The sequence below is a fragment of the Candidatus Poribacteria bacterium genome, from assembly GCA_026706025.1.
Taxonomy (GTDB): domain Bacteria; phylum Poribacteria; class WGA-4E; order WGA-4E; family WGA-3G; genus WGA-3G.
This window is the reverse complement of record JAPOZO010000056.1, coordinates 106,517-123,153: the sequence shown is the minus strand read 5'-3', so window position 1 is coordinate 123,153 and position 16,637 is coordinate 106,517. Positions and strand designations below refer to the sequence as shown.

Genomic DNA, 16,637 nt, shown 5'->3' with positions numbered 1-16,637 from the left:
TAGACTATCGACACTCAAAAGCCTTCTAATCGCTTTTGCCCGATCTCCGTTGCCGAATTCACCGCGGGCGGTTCATCAGTTTTCCGATAAATTTCGACATAATTATCGTAACTGTCAATAACCTTCTTGATATGAAGCCGAGTTTCCCGAATCGTAATTTTCTCAACGAATAGGTCAATATCCTTAATGTTTTTCGTTGATACCCATCGCTCCATCCGCCCGGGTCCACCGTTATACGCCCCTATTACCAGCAGCGAATTGCCATCAAACCATGAGTTGAGTTCGCCAATATACTTCGTCCCCATCCGAATATTAATATCCGGTTGCTTAAGCATTGAAGTACGGAACCGTCGAATCTTAAGTTTCTGGGCGAGTTCTCTCCCAGTAGCAGGCATGATCTGCATAAGTCCAATCGCACCCGCCCAACTCACTGCCTCAGCATTGTACCGACTTTCTTCCAGAATCATTGCCGCAATTAAGAAAGTATCAACGTTATACATCTTGGCATACTTGTCAACAGCGTCGGCATAGTAGCGCGGGTAGAGTTTATGTTGGAGTTTTTCCAAATCCGCGCGTGTCGCATTCGCGAAAGCGGAACTCTCAAGCGATTTTTCAGTTACCTTCCGCGCTTTATCGTACATCGCGAGCCCTTCATAACACGCAATCAAATCATGAAAACATCTCTGTTCCGGGAACGAAGTTGTGTTAATGTGGTGATCCAATTGCGGGATAGCGTCTTCATAAAGTCTCAGTTCCATTAACATTTGCACCTGGGACGGACATGCCTGACGCTCCGGTATATCCGCATCTTGGACGGCTTTCGGTTCCAGTTCGGAGCCACCTACTCCCAAAATCGCTTTTGCCCTTGCGGAGTAGTACCAATATCGCGCCTCTGCTACTTCCTTGTATAGTTTCCGGGCAAACTCGGGTTTGTTTTGACGTTCACGTATCTTTGCCATCCAAAAATGCGCACCCATTGCGTAGCGATTGCCGGGGAAGTGCTCCTTCAAGCCTTTGAAAGCGTTGTAACTTTCTTCATAGCGACGCTCGTCAAAACGCTGCCAACCCGTTCGCCATGCCGCCACGTCCGCGTATGGGCTGTTTGGCGCGACTTTGATTAAACGTGAATACGCATCCAGTGCTAACTCTGATTGATCCCGTTTCTCTCGAATCTGCGCGATATCGTACAACGCATCATCAACTAATTCGTTCTCAGGATAGGTTTTTACAAAGGTCTCAAGTCTACTGACCGCTGTTTTCAGATGCCCCTTCTGCCGATAGCACTGCGCTATCTGATAGGCAGCACGTGGTATGTAACTGTTCTTGCCGCCAAGGGCAATCACGGCGTTAAAGTTCTTAATCGCCGTATTCGGCCACTTTCGGCCTCGGTTACTTCGCCCAGTCAGGTAAAGCGCATGCGCCCGCATCTCCAAACCTGCAGTTTTAGGTATCAGTGCCAATTCACTCACGGCAGACCGCCATTGCCTATTGGAGAAAAACACCATACCACAATTAAGTCGATCTGTTGGCGTAAGTTTTAGCGATTTATGGCTTCTGGCAAGCAGCTTCAACCGACCGAGTGACTCTTCCGCAACGCTATACGACTGCTTTTCTTTAATAAGTTCACGATAAGTATTAAACGCATCAGAAACATTACCCAATCCTTCATCACAGCGCGCGAAAGCAAAAGTCGCCTCTCTCGCATATTGCGGATGTTTAACGAGGTCTACTAAGTACGACTTCGCAGTTTCATATTCTTTCCGCTCAAGGTGTAACTGCCCTAAAGTCCATTTCGCCGCTGCGCCATAAAAACTCGTCGGATAATTCTTGACGAGTTGCGTATACCACTTTATTGCCCGTTCCCCGTTATTCATACTTTCGTAAAGTTGAGCAAGACGGTAGACAGCGCAATCTGCCAATGGATAACTCAGCGAAGCGACCCGCGCATAGTGCCCAACCGCTTTTGGGCGATTCCGAAGCTTCTCATAGTTATAACCGAGCGCATGATGGATTCTAAGCTTATCCGACTCGGGCAGATCCGATTGCAATAAACTTTCGAGTTTTGAAACGGCGCGTCTGCGTTCCCCTTTATCAATGAGCGTAAAGGCTTCGCCCCACGCATCACTACGCGCTTCTTCCGCGGAAGCCAGCGTCGCCCCTGCAAAGCAGCTACAAGCCAGTAGAAGCAAACCCCAAAAAAAATTATGGATTATAGTGGCATCTAATATAATGCCCGGGTTTGTTCTTTCGCTAAACTGCGTTCGGTTTCTGCTAAAGAAATTTATATATTTCATTTCACTCCTTATTTGAATCCTCCTCATATCACTTCAGATAGATTCAATAGACCGATGATGGGTTTTGCCTTTTAACTTTCAATTGTAACGTTTATTATCGGCAAAAAGCAACAAAAAAGTGAACAAGAGTAGACACGTTGATAAATCGTAGAAATCACTTGCCAAATTTTGGGTCGTTATGTTACACTTTAACTTAGACTTAACCGACTGAGGATTTAGATTGAAGCACATCTTGAGCAGTAAGGAGAAATTTAATGGAAATTGTAGCACTGGGGAAAACAGGTTTAAATGTCTCACGGCTTGCTATAGGCACCGGATCGAATGGTTGGAATGGGCGTTCAAACCAGACGGATTTGGGGTTTGAAACCTTTCGAGATCTATTGCTGTTTTCTTATGAAAAAGGTGTAACGTTTTGGGATTCCGCCGACCAATATGGTAGCCATCCACACGTCAAGGCAGCACTTGAAGAGCTGCCGCGAGAAAGTGTCACTATCACCACAAAGACAACATCCCGCACACGGGAGACGGTGGAAGCAGACGTGAAGCGGTTCCTCAAAGAAATTGGTTCCGATTATGTGGATATTGTGCTGCTCCACTGCCTCACACAAGTAGATTGGCCACAACGCTACCCAGAGGCAATGGAAGCACTCGTCCGTTGTAAAGAGCAAGGTTTGATCCGCTCGCACGGTGTCTCTTGTCACGACTATGGCGCATTCCAGACATCCGCGATGATGGAATGGGTTGAGGTTGTTTTGGCGCGAATTAATCACGCCGGTGTTAGCATGGACGCGTCCCCCGCAGATGTCATCCGAACGATGGAACAGATGGCGTTTGCTGGCAAAGGGATTTATGGCATGAAAGTCTTAGGTATGGGGAAATTGGCAAAAGACGCGGAGAGCCAACGCGAAGCAATCGAATTCGTGATGGGACTCCCCTGTGTCCACGCTATGACGATCGGCATGACCTCGGAGAGCGAGGTAGAAGCGAACGTCACCGTTGTCAACGAGTTGTCGGAGAACGGTTTATAGGAGATTCTTATTTTATTCTGGCGCGAGTGTCCCGCTTTGGATATCAGGGGGTGCTCGCGCTGTTTATCATAGCAGGCATCTAAAACGAGAGTAAATCCATGGACAAATATGAAATAGTTATCGGTTTAGAAATTCATGCTGAATTATGCACAGAAAGTAAACTTTTCTGCAACTGCGCTTATACTTTCGGGGCATCAGCGAATGATTGTACATGCCCAATTTGCTTAGGGATGCCCGGAACATTACCGGTCATCAATAGACGTGCCGTTGAGTTCGCAGTTCGATCAGGACTGGCGATGGGCTGCGAAATCACAACCGCCAGTAAATTTGATCGGAAGAACTATTTCTATCCAGACCTGCCGAAGAACTACCAGATCTCGCAATATGACATCCCGTTATGTCAAAATGGGCAGGTAACGTTTGAATTTGATGGCGAACCTCGGACTGTCGCACTCCGTAGAATCCATCTTGAAGAGGACGCAGGAAAATCTATCCACGCCGAAGTTACAGGCGATCCGACCCGTAGTTTCATGGACTTCAATCGCGCCGGTGTACCGCTCCTTGAAATCGTAAGCGAACCTGAACTGCACTCCCCCGAAGAGGCAATCGCCTATTGCCGAGCCGTTAAAGAGATCTTAGAATATATTGAAGTCAGCGATTGCAACATGGAAGAAGGGAGCCTGCGATGCGAACCGAACCTCTCCCTACGACCCAAGGGCAGTAAAGAGTTAGGCACGCGTACAGAGATTAAAAACAAAAACTCGTTCCAAGAACTGATTGATGCGATGGAGTATGAGGTAAAACGGCAGGCACGGATTTTAGATGCCGGTGAAGAGGTCGTTCAAGAAACACTCCTATTTGATCCAAGCACGGGTAAAACGGTGGCGATGCGTGGCAAGGAGGAAGCAGACGACTATCGCTATTTCCCCGAACCCGATCTCGTTCATGTCCAGATAAGTGATGAATGGATTCAGGAAGTCCAACCGACGCTCCCCGAACTCCCCGCCGCACGGCGCAAACGTTTTATTGCGGATTACGGCATCTCCGCCGAAAACGCCGAGCTCCTGACGACCACCCGAACCCTCGCCGAATTCTTTGACAAAGCCGCACAACTCAGCGATGAACCGACGACCTGTGCGAACTGGATCATGGGCGACCTAACCCGGCTCCTCAATACCGCAGAAATTGAGATTCAAGATTCTAAAGTCACGCCAGCACACCTCAGTGAACTCATCCAATTGATTGATAACGCGACCATCAGCGGCAAAATCGCCAAATCTGTGCTTGACGATGCCTTTGAGACGGGCAAAATGCCGAAAGAGATTGTCGCGGAAAAGGGATTAGCGCAGATTACGGATACCTCAGAGATAGAAGCCATTGTGCTACAGGTTGTAGAAGAAAATCCCGGTCCCGCCCAAGATTACCGTGACGGCACGAAGAAAGCGATCGGATTCCTCGTCGGGCAAGTCATGCGCGCCACCCGCGGAAAAGCAAATCCGCAACTGGTGAACCAAATTTTAACGCGGGTTTTATCCACTGATTAGAAACCTTCGAAAATGCAAAGAGGAAATCTGAAATACAGAGACGAAACTTGGGATCTTCAGAATGCTGATACCAAAGAGTACACCCACTGCTTCCACACCTACCCGGCAATGATGATTCCGCAAATAGCCCGGAAACTTCTGAAAACCTACGGCGTAGAACGCGGATGGCTGCTTGACCCCTATTGTGGCACCGGTACCTCTCTGGTTGAAGCGTCCCTATTCGGTATGCACAGCGTCGGATGCGATATTAATCCCCTCGTACGCCTGATAGCAACCGCCAAGTCAACACAAACTTGTCTGTCGACTTTAGACGAAACACTAAATACGCTGAACGATCATCTCTTTCAGATTGAATTCCAGGAAGGCAATATCCCTGACGCTCCGATTCCTAATATCTTCAACCTGGCGTATTGGTTCTCCGAAGAGTCCATCAGATGTCTCGCTTACCTACGTGATTGGATTAACAAAGTAGAAGATGAAACCGTCCGAAACTTTATACTGGTCGCTTTTTCGGAAACGGTTCGAGAGGTATCGTATACGCGGAACGGAGAGTTTAAATTATACCGCATGCCTGCCGAAAAAATTGACGGATTCAAACCTGACGTGTTTGGCATCTTTAGCAAGAAACTCAGCAGAAACCGGCACGGCTTAGCAGCGTTTCTCGAAAAACGGAAAAACGTTGAGGTATCGGTATCTGATGCAAACACTGTTCAAGGTGAACACCCAATGCCCCGACCTCTCGGAGGCTATGATGTCGTGATTACATCTCCGCCGTATGGAGATTCACAGACCACAGTGGCGTATGGACAATATTCGCGGCTTGCAGCGGAATGGATAGGTTTGCCGAATGCCCGCAAAATTGACAAACTCGCCATGGGCGGACAACATTGAAAAGAAATATTGAAAGATTCTCCAATATCACCTGCTATTGACAAAATCCGTTTCGTCGATGAAAAGCGAGCGCGAGAGGTGTCAGCATTTTACATTGACCTGAGGTGTAGCATCAATTCAATAGTTCAAGTACTTTCACGGTGTGCTACAATCTGCTATGTCGTAGGCAATCGCCGAGTTAAAGAGGTTACGCTGCCGACTGATGCATTTATTGTTGATGCCTTTTCTCAGCACGGTTTTACGCATAAGGCGACCATCGTCAGAAACATACCAAACAAGCGGATGCCGAAGAGGAACAGCCCTTCCAACGTTGCAGGTGAAACCTCCACAACGATGCACGAAGAAAACATCGTCGTATGCCAGAGAATGACACAACAGTAACTCTTAAAATGCTAACCAACCGGAACCCTATCTATAGTGATATGAAAAAATAATAGGACACGCTTTGAAAGACGGACAAGGAAACCTTGCCCCTACGAACTGCCTTTTGTTAAAGGAAAAGTGTCTATTTAATTGTAGGTTTTACTATAAATCCAACGGAAACCCGATTTTGACAACGGGAAAATCGGAGCGAGAACCCAATAGGTAAAAAAATGTCAATAGGACAGATTACCCTCACATCCGTCACAAAGCAGTTCGGCGATACCATCGCGGTTAACAATGTATCACTCCAAATAGAGGGCGGCGAATTTTTCTCGCTACTCGGACCGAGCGGATGCGGAAAAACGACAACACTGCGCATCATCGGCGGGTTTGAGTATCCTACCGCTGGCGAAATCTACATCAACGACGAATTGATGGGAGAAATACCCGCGTATCACCGTCCCGTCAACACCGTTTTCCAAAATTACGCCTTATTCCCACATAAAACAGTCGCCCAGAATATAGCTTTCGGACTACAGATGAAAAAGGCATCTAAAGCAGAGACTTCAGATGCCGTTGAACGTTCCTTAGATTTGATTCAGTTGCCCGGATACGGGGACCGGAGACCGAGTGAACTTTCTGGCGGTGAGAGACAACGTGTAGCACTGGCGCGTGCTTTAATCAACGAACCGACTATCTTGTTATTAGATGAACCGCTCTCCGCGCTTGACCTGAAACTCCGAAAACAGATGCAAGTCGAACTCAAGGCATTGCAACGCAAAGTCGGCATCACGTTTGTCTACGTTACGCATGATCAAGGTGAGGCGTTGGCATTGTCGGATCGGATGGCAGTAATGAACGACGGGAAAATCCTTCAGGTAGGAACACCCGCCGAAATCTACGATTCACCACAGAGTCGTTTCGTCGCAGACTTTATCGGCACCTCTAACTTCCTTGAAGGAACACGCATCAGCGAGAATGAAATTATGCTGACAACAGAACCACCGCTTAAGGTTGTCTGCATGCCGAATCGTGACGTGCCATTGAACACACCTGTTACTATAGCGATCCGTCCAGAACGTTTTGACTTGCGGACAACCCTTAACCCTAATGCCCCTAATTTCTTACGCGGCGTGATCGAAGATGAAAGTTACCTCGGCACGACGCTGCAATACACCGTGCAGACAGGCTACCCGACCCCACTCATTGCACACCAACAGAACATCGGCATGAAAGATACACACCGCTTCCAACGCGGCGATCCCGTCTATCTACAATGGACTCCTGAGAACGCTATTGCCTTAAAAGCCGACGAAGACTAACCATCAGACAACGGTAGTCTAACTTTCCCATTATCACGCTGCTGCGAAGTTAAGAAGCCGATGATAATTTGGACGACTTTGTAACCCTCACTCCCAGGCGAAACGGGTTGTCCACCCTCTGCAACAAGACCTACCAACTCTCGAACACCCGCGGGGATACCTGTCATATCCCATGACGGTGCCTCAATCGTCTCAACAGCATCGTCTTGGTGGAGTGTCGCCCCTCGGTCGCTGATGAGAATATAGCCGTTGGTGCCAACGATCTCTACACGGAACCCGGAGAGTGTTGTCTTTGGACCACCAGCGTAGTAGCCGCGCACACCGTTCGCAAAGTGGATATACCCGTGCGCCGACGGCTCCGTTGCTGGCACATGTCCACCATCCCCTTTATACTCGTTATAATCCGCATAGCCGTCCTCTAATTCGGCGGTAACCCATTCCGGCTCTGAGTCAGCGAAGTAGCAGATCGCATCGACGAGGTGTGTCCCGTTACGGAAAAGCATTGCGCGACCACCGCTCAACGTGCCGATAACATATTGGACATCTCCAATACGTCCACCACCGACAATTACATCATGCGTATGCCGCCATAGCGGTTGCCACCGACGGGTGTGGTCAATCGACAGAATCGTACCGTTTCGCTCGGTCGCCTCCATCATCCTGTCCGCATCTTCAACGCTCGTCGCCATCGGCTTTTCACAAAAGATACCCTTTACGCCAGCGTTTGCAGCGTCAACAACGAGGTCAGCATGTCGGTGATCAGACGTTGCCACCGTCACGACATCCAAATTCTCAGCGGCGAGCATCTCCTGATGGTTCGTATACAACGTAATGTTGTCCCAATTGTCCTGATATTTCTCTTTGAAAGCATCTAACGTACTCTGAACAAAATCGCAGCCAGCGGCTAATTCAACATTCGGCAGACCGATTATCCCCGATGCATGTGTCGTACCGATACCGCTACAACCAATAACCCCAACGCGTAAATTTGCCATGTCCATATCCTCCACTATCCTGCAGTTTAAAACTACCGAAAACCGAAAACGAAATGGCTATGAGATTCACCGTTTTGCCACAGAAACGATTATATACCGTGCCAGATTAGAAGTCAAACTTTTTGTGGCGGATCAAAAGGTAAGTCAGCCAGAGCTATTTAGTTTTCCATTTTTTAGGTGAACTTTGAGGCTCCAGGCCCGGTAGGTGCGGTTTCCTAACCGCACCGGATCCGTAAAAAAAGACGTGAAACCTGATAATTTTTTAAAACTAAGTGACCTATAATTCAGCAAAACGATTTGATACAAACCACAAATTTTGGTAAACTATATAGGGTTAACGATTTTTCAATAGGAGGGAAAAATTATGGCAAGAATAGTCGCTAATCCGGGAATCCTTGGTGGAAAACCGATTGTTGAAGGCACGCGCCTTAGCGTTGAACATATATTGGGGTTATTAGCAAGTGGTATGTCAAATCAGGACATTGGCGCAGACTACCCAGATTTGACTGAAGAAAGTATTCATGCTGTCCTTACCTACGCTGCGCGTGTGCTTCAGAACGAAATTATTGTTGATGTTCCTTAAATCAAAATTTAGTCGCGAAGATGTACCGATCCGTTTAGAGAAGTGTTTGAAGGTTAATTCATTCCAATAGGGCATAACTATCCGAATATTCTATTCAAAAACTTCACCAAAGGATCCCACTCAAGAAGAAGAAAGACTAGAGAAATTATCGAAGCTAATGCGCCAAAAAAGGCAATTAAACCTATAACTTTGCCAGACCATGAATGATCTTTGATTTTTTTCTCAATGTTAATATTTATTAATCCAACTGAACGGAGCATCCAAAAAGGTATATCAAGCAGGATTAAACGTACAGTTCGTGTAAACCATGCAAAGGGGTTAATTAGTTCACACAATTTTTTTAAAATCAAATCGTCAAGCTCCCCAATATGACGATTTAAAATTGCCTGATTTTCAGAAGATGACCTGTAAAAATCAATACGTCTAGTGCCTCCCATTTCGTTGTCTATCTTAGTTGAATTACGTTGCAGCCAACGAAGCAAAGTTTCATGAGATTCTTCATTAGAAAAGCGACTGTGTAGGATCCATTGTTCATACCTTAAGAGATATTTCTCGCCAAAAGTCTTTCGTTTTATAAGCAAATAAAGGTCATAAATCAATCCAATGATACCAATAGCAGCAAAAGTACAAAATGTTGTTAAAATATCTCGTTCGACTAACTTCCCCAAGAACTGCTTTATCACTGTTTATTCTACCATCTTCTTAGTTATAGCATTTTGTATAGCCACTGCAAGTAGTTATTAGATTACATCACTCAATTATCTCAAAGTCAAGAATCCTAAATTCCACCTTCGTGTACGGAGTCTTTGAATTTCCGCGTGTTGTCATAAGTTGGACACTTTTACCAACTTCACTTGTTACCCGTTTTGCCAAACCCGCTGGTATTAGGTTCCGTAAAAGTACGACATCAACTTCAATCGGATCCTCTTGCTTGTCGTAAAATATTACGAAACAATAGACATTTCCCACGTTTTTTCGTAATTGGTTCCGTAAAGAAAAAGTGTACTCGCCGCTATAAGATGTTCCCCACGTACTCGGTGCCTCTGCCCAGAGAAATTTTCCACCACTTACGCCTTCATCGCTGTTACCTCCGAGGTCATCCAAGAGAGATCGCTTTGATTCAGCAGATTTTTCTTGTGAAAGAGGTTTTACCGGCCCTATCTGTTCCATCAATTTCTTTAGATAGTTTGAAGGGATCGCAAAGTTGAGATTTTGTCCACCGCGGAAAGTTGCTACAGAAACCCCGATGACTTGTCCGTTGTTGTTTAGCACTGGTCCACCACTACTGCCTGGAGAAATAGGAGCAGTAAGTTGGAGAATTTTGTCTGTTCCGACCTTTCGGATGCTACTAATAATACCCTGTGAGAACGTACCCTCCAATCCTCGCGGGTTACCTACGGCGTAAATAAGGGTGCCAATTTGAACGGTATCACTATCGCCAAACGAAATTACCTGTGCTCCGGGAACTGAAATTTTCAGGATAACCAGATCGCGTTCCGCATCAACTGCTGTGATGCCTTCAATGTCATACTTTGTTTTTTGACCCACCAATTTCGCGTACCCTCGCGAGGTGCCTTTAAGAACATGAAGGTTCGTTGCAACCTGACCATTGCGGACGAAGAATCCACTGCCAAGTGAAAGAGGTTGTCCATTAGCGTCCTCCATGACCAAAAGCACCGTAGAAGCTAACGCTTTTTTGGCAATTTGCTGAGGTCTTTGGGCATTTGCCGCATCTATCCCACAAAAAAGGAGAAGTATCAAACCTATAAAAGACAAGAACGGCTTTTTGTTATATTCCATTATGTAGGCTTTCCTGTGTTAAGTTTCACGCCCATAATTTCGTAGTCCAAATTAATTTTACCGCAAAGTTTGTGTCGTTTGGCTGAACCACTGAAGAAATTTCTGAATCCGACCAGGGCGAGAGACCCGAATTTCGGAAATGTCGGGCAGAACTATTGTTATGGATTTCCACACCCCATCAGCATAGTCTGGATTATCTTGATGGAATGCAATCTCTTTCGCTTCAGGAACGGATTCACCATCAAGCAGCATGCCTTCAATGTGGCATTGGATAGCTTCGACCGCTTGATCTTGTGCATCTTCAAGTGTATCCCCAGCCGTTATGCAACCGGGTAGATCTGGAACGGTTACACAGTAGTCACTATCTGAGTCTTTGTGAATCACAATAGCGTAATGCCTATACATAGCACACCTCGTGTGTTTTGCTTCTTTTGTTTTTTCCAATCTGGATCCCAACCATTCCATCCTGCTTGTCTACAAATACTTAGCAAAGTCTGTCTCCGTAGGTCTTTCTTGGGGTGAGGAACAGTTACTCTACCAGGCTTGTTAGGGTGTTTGTAGTGGTGATGACTCCCAACAACATGAACCAACATCCATTTTTCTTTCCTTAATCTTTTGATTACCTCGCGACTTGAGATTGCCATATTCCAAATTAACTGATCGAAAAATGTCAGAAAATACCTTAATATCCATCAGTATACCAAAAGACGTGATGCGACTTGATACCTTGTGCCAAAGACTGGGGTTGATTGTGTAACAGATTCGGGATTGAATCATAAGAACTCGAAAGCGCATCGGGTTGATTGATACGATACATCGCACTGCCGTGCTCCTCGATCATTGGCGCGTTGAAACCGTCTGCAATCGGAGCAGGATAGATAACTTCAAGCGACTCGGCATCTATTTGCGCTATCACATTAGAGAGCAGATCTCCAAAAAGCCGCTGACCGCGATCCTCAGCAAAAACGGGGTCTGAAACGAAGAATTCCTCAACGTTTAATCGCGCCTCGCGACGGACGACAGAAACATAACCTCCAATATCCCCATCACGTTCAGCGATCCAAGCGTTTGGAGACTCTGTCCGCACCCATTTTGTCCAGTAAGCCATATCATCCCTGACAAAAGTGCCGTTGAATTTGCGGGCGTAGGCATCATAAAGCGCAGCGATCCTTGCAACTTCGGCGTGATTATCGAAATTTACCGGACGCACATCCCACGCCACCTGCTTTTTCGCAGCGATGGGTTGTTTCGCATAGTAGCGCGGCACCTTCTCCCACCCTTCAGCCGAATAGATACGTTGGCCGCCGTGCAGCGAAGACATAACTATATCGCCGGACTCCATGAACCGAATTGAATCCTTGAGCAGCTGCGTCGCAAGTCCACGCCGCTGGTATTCCGGGCGCGTGCTGACTTCGCCGATACCACCGACACTGACCGGTTCACCGTGCAAAAACATCTTACGGATAAAAACGCGAACTGTGCTGACAATCGTACCATTATCAACCGCAATTCGGATACCTGCTGGGTCCCGCCACGGATCGTTATGCCAATGGTTAGAAAAATATTGGCGACCCCCTGAAAAAACATGCGTGACATGGTCCAGCCATGCTTCTAATTCATCAGGATAAAGTGCGCGAAACTCCATATTTACGTGCCCTTTAAAATTTTATAGTCAACTCGCCAAGAAACTGGCGCGCCTCATTGCGGCTCCCAAACACTTCATAAAGATCACCAGAGACATCGTAAAACCGCCGGATAAAATTTCGGCTCGTTTCTGCCGGATTCAGGTCTGCGTAACGGAGCCATAGGTTCGTCCGGGACCAGATATCCCAATTGAGTTCAATAACCGTAGAACTTGCATCGCCGGTATCAATTCGACGCTGTTTATTCAGATCGGCGTAGAGGGCATTCTGCGTCAAATCAGACGTACCATCTACACGTCCGACAGAGAGATTCAACTCCTTATACCGATACGGGTTCGGGTTGGTGATAAATTTCAGATTCGCGGCGAAGGCGTTCTCTAATGCTTGTGTCCCAAAATCATAACTGTCTTCCACCTTCGCAGGCGTGATATACCGTTCATCTTGCTCCGCGTATGTCAACTCGTCAAGGAACGTCAAGTGCCACCGTTCAGAGAGGCTATACGTCCATCCAAATAGATTTTTAAATTCCAATTGGTTGAGTTTATCTTCAACATCTGTTGAAAAATCGATGTCTTCATAATCTTCCAAGTAGTTATTATGGAGATTCGCAGCGCGCAGACTATAAAATCCGTTCATGTGGGAAGGCTTCACAGTAAACCCTGTAACAGAATACTGAGCGATCGTAAAATCACTATCATCCCGTAGATAGAGATACCCCGCGGCATCAAGGTCCAAGAAAGTCTGATCGTGCTTTTCCTCGCTAAGCTGATCCGTTTCATAAACAATCCGTCCGATATACCGTCCGTTACCATCAAACTTTTGGATACGTGAAATGACGTTATGAAAGAGTGTCAGCCGGATGTCTTTGCGTTTCAATTCTTCAGCAAGTTCTGCTTTGTCTTCCGCATCGTCGGTTTCATCGGCGTAGTAGCGGCTGTATTCTGCCTCTTCCAACAAGCGGACGCGTCTATTCAGGGCTGCAGTATCAGCAGCGACTGCAGAACTCTGGGCAAACGGACCATATTCTGACCGCGTCGCACCCGAAATCGTATCGGCAAGTTCAGCTTGACCGGGTGTACCCTCCGTCAACTGCGTCAAAGTCGGTGAAAGGACAACAACCTCCGGCAGCCCGCCGACTTTTCTCCGAAATTGGCTGGCATCTTTAACGAGAATTTCGCCAGTCGGCAGTGCAACAAGCGCCATCGGCTTCATGAATTCGCCGTTGCCGCGCCCTTTCCTCCCGAAGCTGCCGAGCCATTCCCCTGCCGCATCAAATCTCACAACCCGGTGATTACCGGTATCCGCGATTAGAATATTTCCTCGCGCATCAATAGCAATGTCGGCAGCATCGGTATCAAATTCGCCATCGCCTGCGCCGTATCTACCGAAAGCACTCAACTTTTCGCCGTTGGCACTAAATTTATGGACGCGGCCCCGCTCAGCGTCTAAAATGTAGAGTTCATTTTCGGCATTGAGCGCAACGCGGAGTGCTCTATCATAGCCTTTCGGTTGAATGGCGAAAGCACTTTTCCCCGCTTCGTCAATGATGAGGTTCGCGGGCAACACAACTTTCGGATAAACATCCATTGTGTCAACAAAGTAAGTATCTAACAATTCACCTAACGCACTAAATTTATGGACGCACGGCGCGAACATATAAACTTTTGGGTCAGCGGTTTCAGCAATGTGATGCACAGTCACATCAGCAACGTAGATGTTCCCGGTGCTATCCACAGCGAGATGCCCAGGTTTCCGTAGGATATTATCTGGAGATTCGGGGACTTCTGGAAATTGAAACAGAAATTCTCCGGTCGCCGACAACTTCTGAATCAGTCGGTTTTCTGTATCACTGACATAGATGTGTTGGTTATCAAAGGCGAGGTGTATATCTTTGCTAAACCGACCTTGGGTTGAACCTTTGCCAGCAAATTCTTGCACTAATTGGAGAAAATCCACCGAAAAAGCGGCAGGTAACCCGACGCATAGCAAGCAGAAGACGGATAGAAAGAGTAAGACAACAGTGTATTTTTTCATGGTTTCCTATAGAGTTTTAACTTTAATCTTTTAAGCGTGGGATTCTTTTTTAATGATACGCGGTATTCATCCGAATGTCAAGGCAAAACTCCCCAGGCGAATGCCTAATCCGGCAGAATCCGATATCCCGTGCTAATCCCAGTAATCATGCCAATAATTGCCCAGAGTCCAGCACACGTCATCTCCCCGAGAACCAACCCGAGGAATATAGGTCGCGCCGTCCGATACGCCTTCAATCCGCCATATTTCACAATGCTAAACTTCAATCCCCACCCCAAGAATATAGAGAACCAGAGCTTAAACGTCGCCCAGGAACTCAGCATCGTATAACCGAGCGGATGCAGGGGCCACCACACAAAGGTTTGACGCATCCACATTAAAAAGATCGTAAAACCGCTGCCGAATACCATAAACCCGGTATTCGTCCAATTTGTGCTTGTCTTCGGGCTTGTCAGAAGTCCTTCAAGTTGCCGCATAAACCAACTGCCACCCGTATAAGGCGCGCCGTGCGCGTAACTAATCTTAATCGCGGAGTAATAGGAAACGGCAAGCCCGATAACCATCGCAACCGCCATCGCGATGAGAAGTTGCCGCCGTTTGACGCGGACCTCGTCTGCTGCCTTCAACCCGTTCATAATATTCGGCATCATAAATTCGCGGAGGTCTAATGTAAGGCACACGGGATGCATCATTATCGAAGTCAACGTAGAAGGGTGGATTTTTGAGGTGCCGAGCGTTGTCAAATAGAAACTCTGCGGTGAAAACGACGGATTGATAAACGGGATCCCGCCGTTGATCACCTGCCACGTCAGCACGATATACATTGCCAGCAGAAATAGCACGAAACCGAACGCAAATAAAAGGGACATCCCCATCAGATGGTTGAAAAATACAAGCACACAGATGCCACCAAGAAGACCAAAGATTGTCACACTGTGAGGAAGTGCCTCATCGGAAGGACGAAACTGGAGCATGTTCTTAATGTGATGCCGCGTCTTCCAGAGCGCGATCGCAACAAACGCCAGACACGCCCCCGCCTCTTGTGCCGCACTAAATGATTTACCCGTCCATTGCACACCCGGGCCCGAAGTGAGTTGAAAACCGAACATTACGCCCAAGAGGCATTGCAATTTGTAAAAGACAAAGAAAAACCAGATACTAAACGATACCTCCAAAGTGAGCAGATAACTAAATCCGACCATCGACCAGAAGATAACAATCTGAAATGGACGGAGGGCACTCCAAGGGCGTTCAACGAGGTATTGGTTGAGCCAAAAATCACGGGGGATGTGCGGTGTGTTAGGAAAAAACGTATGCAAACCGTTCATCGTATGCAGGAACACGGGGAAGGCGAACCCGAACCACAGCGCACTGTTTTTAAAAAGCGGACCGAGGCTACCGCTACCTTGCCCTGCCATTTCCGCTGGCAATTTAACGAGCGGGAAGGCACAACGCTCATGCTCCACCCACTGCTTGCGGAGTAGTACAGAGAGACAGATCATCACGAAATAGACGACCACTACGTAGGCACTCCACGTCAAGATAGGCACGATCCATGCACCCCACGGCACCGATTCGCCTGCGAACAGCCCTTCAAAGAATGACTGGGCAGCGGTGTGATCTTGTACCACACGCCAGTGCGGGATATAGTGGTGAAATAGCGATTCCCAGTCGTTTTCCGGGGTAGCGAGATACTTATAAGCCACCATCGGGCTGAGCGCGTAGCGCATCATCCCTGAAGACGGGATACCTGCCGGGGCAAGCATGATACACCAAATCGTGACAAGCTCTCCGGGGGAGAAAGCCGAACCGGGATAAAATCGTTTCAAGAGGACGTTGATGCCCAACACAAAAATCGTCAGGACAAAGAACGGCGCAACCGGGAAGTGTCCACCTGCGAGGAAGATATTACGGATAACGTAATCGTTATAAGGCGCGAGAAGACATTCAGTAGTGGCACACGCCAAACCAATCAACACCGCACGCCATGTAAGGCTATCTCTGACTTGTTGTTGAATCAAGTAATTGCCTTTCAAAGTAGAGTTACGTAAATTCTCCTAACCTTGCCGCATACTATATCACAATCATCTTTTTTTGGATAGAAGATTTTCCGTTTTCGACTTGACTAAAAAACGAAGGT

Annotated in this window: 14 protein-coding genes and 1 pseudogene; 6 read left to right on the top strand and 9 right to left on the bottom strand. The window is 47.1% G+C overall.

The window, feature by feature from the left end; translation table 11 throughout:
- Positions 1-14 precede the first annotated feature (14 nt).
- A complete protein-coding gene (locus tag OXH00_13165) occupies positions 15-2,294 on the bottom strand; it encodes a transglycosylase SLT domain-containing protein (GenBank protein ID MCY3741958.1) in 2,280 nt (759 codons plus the stop codon).
- A 254-nt stretch (positions 2,295-2,548) separates the two neighbouring features.
- Here OXH00_13165 and OXH00_13160 point away from each other — a divergent pair, with 254 nt between their 5' ends.
- The 5 genes from OXH00_13160 to OXH00_13140 all read left to right on the top strand — a co-directional run bounded on the left by OXH00_13160 (position 2,549) and on the right by OXH00_13140 (position 7,442).
- Entirely contained in the window at positions 2,549-3,322 is a 774-nt protein-coding gene (locus OXH00_13160; protein ID MCY3741957.1) for an aldo/keto reductase, read from the top strand.
- A gap of 98 nt (positions 3,323-3,420) precedes the next feature.
- A complete protein-coding gene (gene gatB / locus OXH00_13155) occupies positions 3,421-4,866 on the top strand; it encodes an Asp-tRNA(Asn)/Glu-tRNA(Gln) amidotransferase subunit GatB (protein ID MCY3741956.1) in 1,446 nt (481 codons plus the stop codon).
- A gap of 12 nt (positions 4,867-4,878) precedes the next feature.
- Positions 4,879-5,757 carry a DNA methyltransferase gene (locus OXH00_13150; GenBank protein MCY3741955.1) on the top strand — a complete coding sequence of 293 codons (879 nt, stop codon included), beginning with the start codon at positions 4,879-4,881 and terminating at the stop codon, positions 5,755-5,757.
- Between the two features lie 9 nt (positions 5,758-5,766).
- Positions 5,767-6,138: a hypothetical protein gene (locus OXH00_13145; protein ID MCY3741954.1), complete on the top strand. Its 372-nt coding sequence runs from the start codon at positions 5,767-5,769 to the stop codon at positions 6,136-6,138.
- Positions 6,139-6,350: 212 nt separating this feature from the next.
- A complete protein-coding gene (locus OXH00_13140) occupies positions 6,351-7,442 on the top strand; it encodes an ABC transporter ATP-binding protein (GenBank protein MCY3741953.1) in 1,092 nt (363 codons plus the stop codon).
- On the opposite strand, the gene OXH00_13135 is transcribed toward OXH00_13140, so the two are convergent.
- Positions 7,439-8,437 carry a Gfo/Idh/MocA family oxidoreductase gene (locus tag OXH00_13135; protein ID MCY3741952.1) on the bottom strand — a complete coding sequence of 333 codons (999 nt, stop codon included), beginning with the start codon at positions 8,435-8,437 and terminating at the stop codon, positions 7,439-7,441. The genes OXH00_13140 and OXH00_13135 overlap by 4 nt on opposite strands.
- Before the next feature lie 364 nt (positions 8,438-8,801).
- On the opposite strand from OXH00_13135, the gene OXH00_13130 reads away from it, so the two are divergent.
- On the top strand, positions 8,802-9,020 hold the full coding sequence (locus OXH00_13130) for a DUF433 domain-containing protein (GenBank protein ID MCY3741951.1): 219 nt from the start codon (positions 8,802-8,804) through the stop codon (positions 9,018-9,020).
- A 77-nt stretch (positions 9,021-9,097) separates the two neighbouring features.
- On the opposite strand, the gene OXH00_13125 is transcribed toward OXH00_13130, so the two are convergent.
- The 7 genes and pseudogenes from OXH00_13125 to OXH00_13095 form a co-directional block, all read right to left on the bottom strand.
- The gene (locus OXH00_13125) at positions 9,098-9,703 is read right to left on the bottom strand and encodes a hypothetical protein (protein MCY3741950.1); all 606 of its coding nucleotides are present in this window, start codon (positions 9,701-9,703) and stop codon (positions 9,098-9,100) included.
- Positions 9,704-9,770: 67 nt separating this feature from the next.
- A complete protein-coding gene (locus OXH00_13120) occupies positions 9,771-10,820 on the bottom strand; it encodes a S1C family serine protease (GenBank protein ID MCY3741949.1) in 1,050 nt (349 codons plus the stop codon).
- A 57-nt stretch (positions 10,821-10,877) separates the two neighbouring features.
- Positions 10,878-11,225: a type II toxin-antitoxin system HicB family antitoxin gene (locus OXH00_13115; protein ID MCY3741948.1), complete on the bottom strand. Its 348-nt coding sequence runs from the start codon at positions 11,223-11,225 to the stop codon at positions 10,878-10,880.
- Between the two features lie 59 nt (positions 11,226-11,284).
- Positions 11,285-11,458, bottom strand: a pseudogene (locus OXH00_13110) (type II toxin-antitoxin system HicA family toxin).
- A gap of 44 nt (positions 11,459-11,502) precedes the next feature.
- Entirely contained in the window at positions 11,503-12,465 is a 963-nt protein-coding gene (locus OXH00_13105) for a GNAT family N-acetyltransferase (GenBank protein ID MCY3741947.1), read from the bottom strand.
- Between the two features lie 13 nt (positions 12,466-12,478).
- Positions 12,479-14,497, bottom strand: coding sequence for an NHL repeat-containing protein (locus OXH00_13100; protein ID MCY3741946.1), 2,019 nt, complete (start codon positions 14,495-14,497; stop codon positions 12,479-12,481).
- A 104-nt stretch (positions 14,498-14,601) separates the two neighbouring features.
- Positions 14,602-16,518 (bottom strand): hypothetical protein, encoded by a 1,917-nt coding sequence (locus OXH00_13095; GenBank protein ID MCY3741945.1) that lies wholly within the window; start codon positions 16,516-16,518, stop codon positions 14,602-14,604.
- Between the last annotated feature and the right edge of the window lie 119 nt (positions 16,519-16,637).

Coding starts and splice junctions, on each gene's coding strand:
- OXH00_13165 (MCY3741958.1), bottom strand. CDS start 2,294: ATGAAATATATAAATTTCTTTAGCAGAAACCGAACGCAGTTTAGCGAA.
- OXH00_13160 (MCY3741957.1), top strand. CDS start 2,549: ATGGAAATTGTAGCACTGGGGAAAACAGGTTTAAATGTCTCACGGCTT.
- gatB (MCY3741956.1), top strand. CDS start 3,421: ATGGACAAATATGAAATAGTTATCGGTTTAGAAATTCATGCTGAATTA.
- OXH00_13150 (MCY3741955.1), top strand. CDS start 4,879: ATGCAAAGAGGAAATCTGAAATACAGAGACGAAACTTGGGATCTTCAG.
- OXH00_13140 (MCY3741953.1), top strand. CDS start 6,351: ATGTCAATAGGACAGATTACCCTCACATCCGTCACAAAGCAGTTCGGC.
- OXH00_13135 (MCY3741952.1), bottom strand. CDS start 8,437: ATGGCAAATTTACGCGTTGGGGTTATTGGTTGTAGCGGTATCGGTACG.
- OXH00_13130 (MCY3741951.1), top strand. CDS start 8,802: ATGGCAAGAATAGTCGCTAATCCGGGAATCCTTGGTGGAAAACCGATT.
- OXH00_13120 (MCY3741949.1), bottom strand. CDS start 10,820: ATGGAATATAACAAAAAGCCGTTCTTGTCTTTTATAGGTTTGATACTT.
- OXH00_13115 (MCY3741948.1), bottom strand. CDS start 11,225: ATGTATAGGCATTACGCTATTGTGATTCACAAAGACTCAGATAGTGAC.
- OXH00_13105 (MCY3741947.1), bottom strand. CDS start 12,465: ATGGAGTTTCGCGCACTTTATCCTGATGAATTAGAAGCATGGCTGGAC.
- OXH00_13100 (MCY3741946.1), bottom strand. CDS start 14,497: ATGAAAAAATACACTGTTGTCTTACTCTTTCTATCCGTCTTCTGCTTG.